Origin of the sequence: Aeromonas sp. HMWF014 (genome assembly GCF_963878295.1) — a bacterium.
Classification (GTDB): Bacteria; Pseudomonadota; Gammaproteobacteria; order Enterobacterales; family Aeromonadaceae; genus Aeromonas; species Aeromonas popoffii.
Genome location: NZ_CAWNYS010000336.1, coordinates 1 through 3,601 on the forward strand (window position 1 = coordinate 1; position 3,601 = coordinate 3,601).

General features: G+C 63.6%; 4 protein-coding genes and 1 pseudogene. 4 read left to right on the forward strand and 1 reads right to left on the reverse strand.

Annotated elements, in window-relative coordinates:
- Positions 1-724 (forward strand): helicase-related protein (locus AAC083_RS14160; RefSeq protein WP_258224694.1); only part of this gene is annotated, 724 nt, incomplete at its 5' end.
- A 137-nt stretch (positions 725-861) separates the two neighbouring features.
- Positions 862-1,506: a DUF2913 family protein gene (locus AAC083_RS14165; RefSeq protein ID WP_108536939.1), complete on the forward strand. Its 645-nt coding sequence runs from the start codon at positions 862-864 to the stop codon at positions 1,504-1,506.
- Positions 1,507-1,759: 253 nt separating this feature from the next.
- Here AAC083_RS14165 and AAC083_RS14170 read toward each other — a convergent pair.
- Positions 1,760-2,739, reverse strand: a pseudogene (locus tag AAC083_RS14170) (questin oxidase family protein).
- Between the two features lie 67 nt (positions 2,740-2,806).
- On the opposite strand from AAC083_RS14170, the gene soxR reads away from it, so the two are divergent.
- The gene (gene soxR, locus AAC083_RS14175) at positions 2,807-3,271 is read left to right on the forward strand and encodes a redox-sensitive transcriptional activator SoxR (RefSeq protein WP_042035556.1); all 465 of its coding nucleotides are present in this window, start codon (positions 2,807-2,809) and stop codon (positions 3,269-3,271) included.
- A 79-nt stretch (positions 3,272-3,350) separates the two neighbouring features.
- Positions 3,351-3,601 (forward strand): O-methyltransferase (locus tag AAC083_RS14180; protein ID WP_181364760.1); only part of this gene is annotated, 251 nt, incomplete at its 3' end.

The window sequence follows — 3,601 nt, forward strand, 5'->3', positions numbered from 1 at the left end:
CGGGGTGAAGAAGCTGGCCAACGTCATGTTGGACAAGCCGCAGATCATCAGCGTCAACAAGCAGAACTCCACCGCTGACACTGTCACCCACACCGTCTATCCGGTGGAGCAGAAGCGCAAGCGCGAGCTGCTCTCCGAGCTCATCGGCAAGCAGAACTGGCCGCAGGTGCTGGTGTTTGCCAGTACCCGTGAAAGCTGCGACGAGCTGGTGGCCGAGCTGAACCTGGATGGCATCAAGTCCGCCGTGGTGCATGGCGACAAGGCCCAGGGCAGCCGTCGCCGCGCCTTGCGTGAATTCACGGAAGGCAAGGTGCGGGTGCTGGTCGCCACTGAAGTGGCCGCCCGTGGTCTGGATATCCCGGATCTGCAGTACGTGGTCAACTATGATCTGCCGTTCCTGGCCGAAGACTATGTGCACCGCATCGGTCGTACCGGCCGCGCCGGCAAGAGCGGTATGGCCATCTCCTTCGTCAGCCGCGAAGAAGAGCGCACCCTGCTCGAGATCGAGGCGCTGATCGGCCAGAAGATCCGCCGTGTCATGGTGCCGGGCTACCAGGTGGGCAACCGTGACGAGCTGATCAAGCAGTTGCAGGAGCGTCGTCGCTTCGGCAAGCGCCCCCAGCGCGATGACAATGCCGCCGCCCAGGCCATGGCCGAAGCCAAGCTGCAGGGCCAGCGCCTCAAGCGTCTGGCGGCAATGAAGAAGCCGCGCCAGCCGAAATAAGCGCGCCCAACCCCGCCCGGGCCTTCCCCTTGTCAGGGCAGGCCGGACGGGGCGATTTTGTCTATAAAGGCGCCACTGGCGCCTTTATGCTGTTGATGACCCGGCCTCTGGCCCGCCCGTCTCTCTGAGGACTCGTGATGACACCTCCCAACTACAATCAGGCCTTGCTCGACATGGCCACCCAGAGCCTTGCCGAGCTGGCGCGTACCGCCGAGCAGAAGGCGGGCAAGCGCACCCCGGCTCAGGAGAGCCATTTTCTCTGCACCTGGATGGCGGACTCCCTCAAGGAGAAGCGCTTCTCCCGGTTGGTGATGGAGGATCTGAAAGGCTGGATCCAGCAGGGCCGCACCCTGGGGGCTGGCGCCGATCTCAAGGGCTTGCTGGAGCGTATCGCCTTCCAGTACGCCCGTGTGCAGGCGGACTCCCAACAGCTCGGCACCAAGTTGGCCACCATGCTGGCCGAGCTGGAAAGCGCGGGTTGGTTAGTGTTTACCGACAGCGAGGTGAGCGCCAAGCTGCGCCTGCAGGGGCAGGGCCAATCCAGCCTGGTGATCTCCAGCCGCGAATATGGCGAGCACCTGGTCCAGGGGGAGTTGATCAAGCCGCTGACCCTCTATGCGCGCTGTGATGAAACCCAACTGGCCGAGGCTGCCTTTCGTCACGGCCTGCTGCTGAGCCAGGGCAACAAGAAGACCACGCTGGTCAAGCACCACAAGGCGTATTGTCTGGTGCCGGCCAACCTGCAGCCCGCGCTGGCGCTGCTGGCCGAGGCGAAAGCCTGACGGCGAGCTCCTTCCCCGGTTGTTCCCAACCCCCGGCCAGATGCTGATCAACACGGGTGACTAGCCCATCAGCCGGCTCAAGTGGCTACTGCCCATGTTGGGGCCGGGCCAGCAGAGCCAGGCGGATGTGGGTCTGGCTCAGGTCTACGATCTGTCGCGCCCTGGCCTTTATCACCTCGGTATCACACCCAGTCCTTGACCCTGAGGGTTGCGCCGCGTTGCCTGGCCAGCAGCTGCGCCCTGGGCGTGCTTGTCACGCCTTGCCGCTGCTCGCATCCAGCAGCCCCACTGCGCGGGCCGCCACCGCCAGATAACGAGGCGAGGTTTCCCGTTCCCGCCAGCAGCAGTGCACCAGCTTGATCACATGATCGTCCAGGCTAGCCAGTGCCCGCGGCAACACCCTCTCCCAATCCAGCCCAGTGGTGTCTGGCCAGCGTTGAGATCGTAACGCGGGCGCCCCGACCGTGATATAAGCGGCCGCCACCGCCTGCCACATCAGGGTTTGCCACGGCGCTTGCCACTCGCCGGGCAACTGCTGCTCGACCAAGATGGCTGCCCGGCTGCCGGTCACCATGTGCAGCACGGTGAAATTGCCGGTCTGCCAATAGAGCTTCAGGGCGATATCGGCCAGCTGGGCCAATACCGCCGACGACTCGACGACTCGACGAGTGAGCGTGGCAGTGTGCCCGGCCAGCGCGGCGCCTCTGCCACCTGCTGCAATCGTTCTGTGATCCACTCTCCCTGCCAGCTCGCGCCTTCCCACTGTTCAGATACCCCGGCCAGCAGGCTGGCGACATCCCGGCTGGGCGCGGCCTCTCCGGCGGGCAGTATCAGGGAGTGGCACTGCCAGGCGGCCAGCGCCGAGGCCTGCTCACCCACATGGCCATTTTCCAGGGCGCAGGCGAAGCGGATAAGGGGATGAAAGGCCCCTCCCGCAGGGGAAAGCCGGCGTGTCAGCAGGGTTTCCAAGGTGGGCTGCCAGCCTTGGGTGGCAAGCCGCGTTGTCAGTTGCTGACGCAGCCTGACGAAGCTGATTTCATCCTCCCCCTGACCTATTTCCCCGCTCGGCAGCGCATGGGTTGCCTGCCAATGATCGAAGAAGTGTTGCAGCTGACGGGAGCGGGCTCCCATCTCGTGCAGGGCATGCAGCGCCATCGGGCAGTGGTTGGTGGTACCCCGGCCATTGAGGGCAAAAGCACGGTTGGCGTCGAGCAGGCGATGAAGATAGTGCATAATCCATTTGACTCCTTTCGTTGGGGGAGAGAGGATTGTGCAAGTTAAAGCTAACTTGAGGTCAAGGATGGATGCGGATCGCAAGTGGTTAGCCATAGGTCAGATAGCCAGGCGCTCCGGCGTCAACGCCAGTGCCTTGCGTTTTTACGAGCAGAAGGGGCTGCTTCGCAGCGTGCGCAGCGATGGGGGTCAACGTCTCTATCCGCAGGATGCGCTGCGCCGGATCGCCTTCATTCGGGTGGCGCAGGGGATGGGGTTGAGCCTTGGCGACATTGCCGATGCCCTCGCCGGTTTACCCGATGGTCGCACACCGGATCGCCGCGACTGGGAGCAAATCGCCAGCCAGTGGCAAGGGCTGCTCGATCAGCGTATCGAGGCCCTGCAGCAGCTCAAGGGCAAGCTCACCTCCTGCATAGGCTGCGGTTGCCTGTCGCTCGAGCACTGCGCCCTTTATAACCCGGATGATCAGGCAGCAAGACAGGGTGCCGGTCCCCGCTATCTGCTGGGGGAGACGCCGCCGTCCGACGCGTGATCAGAAACATGATGAACATGAGTGTCGACCCAACCATGCCATGCACAGGGCCGACTCGTTTAACCGTGAAGGAGGATACATGGCACTGGAACAGCTTAAACGGGAGCTGGAGCAGTTTGGCGCATACAACGACAGCCAGCAGCAGACCCGTGGCAGCAAGATGCTCAACATCACCCGCGATACCGGCGAATTGCTGGCGGTGCTGGTACAGACCAGGGGGGCCGACGCCGTGCTGGAGATAGGTACCTCCAATGGTTACTCCACCCTCTGGCTGGCCGAGGCGGTACGGAGGCTCGATGGCCGGGTCACGACCATAGAGCTGGATGAGGG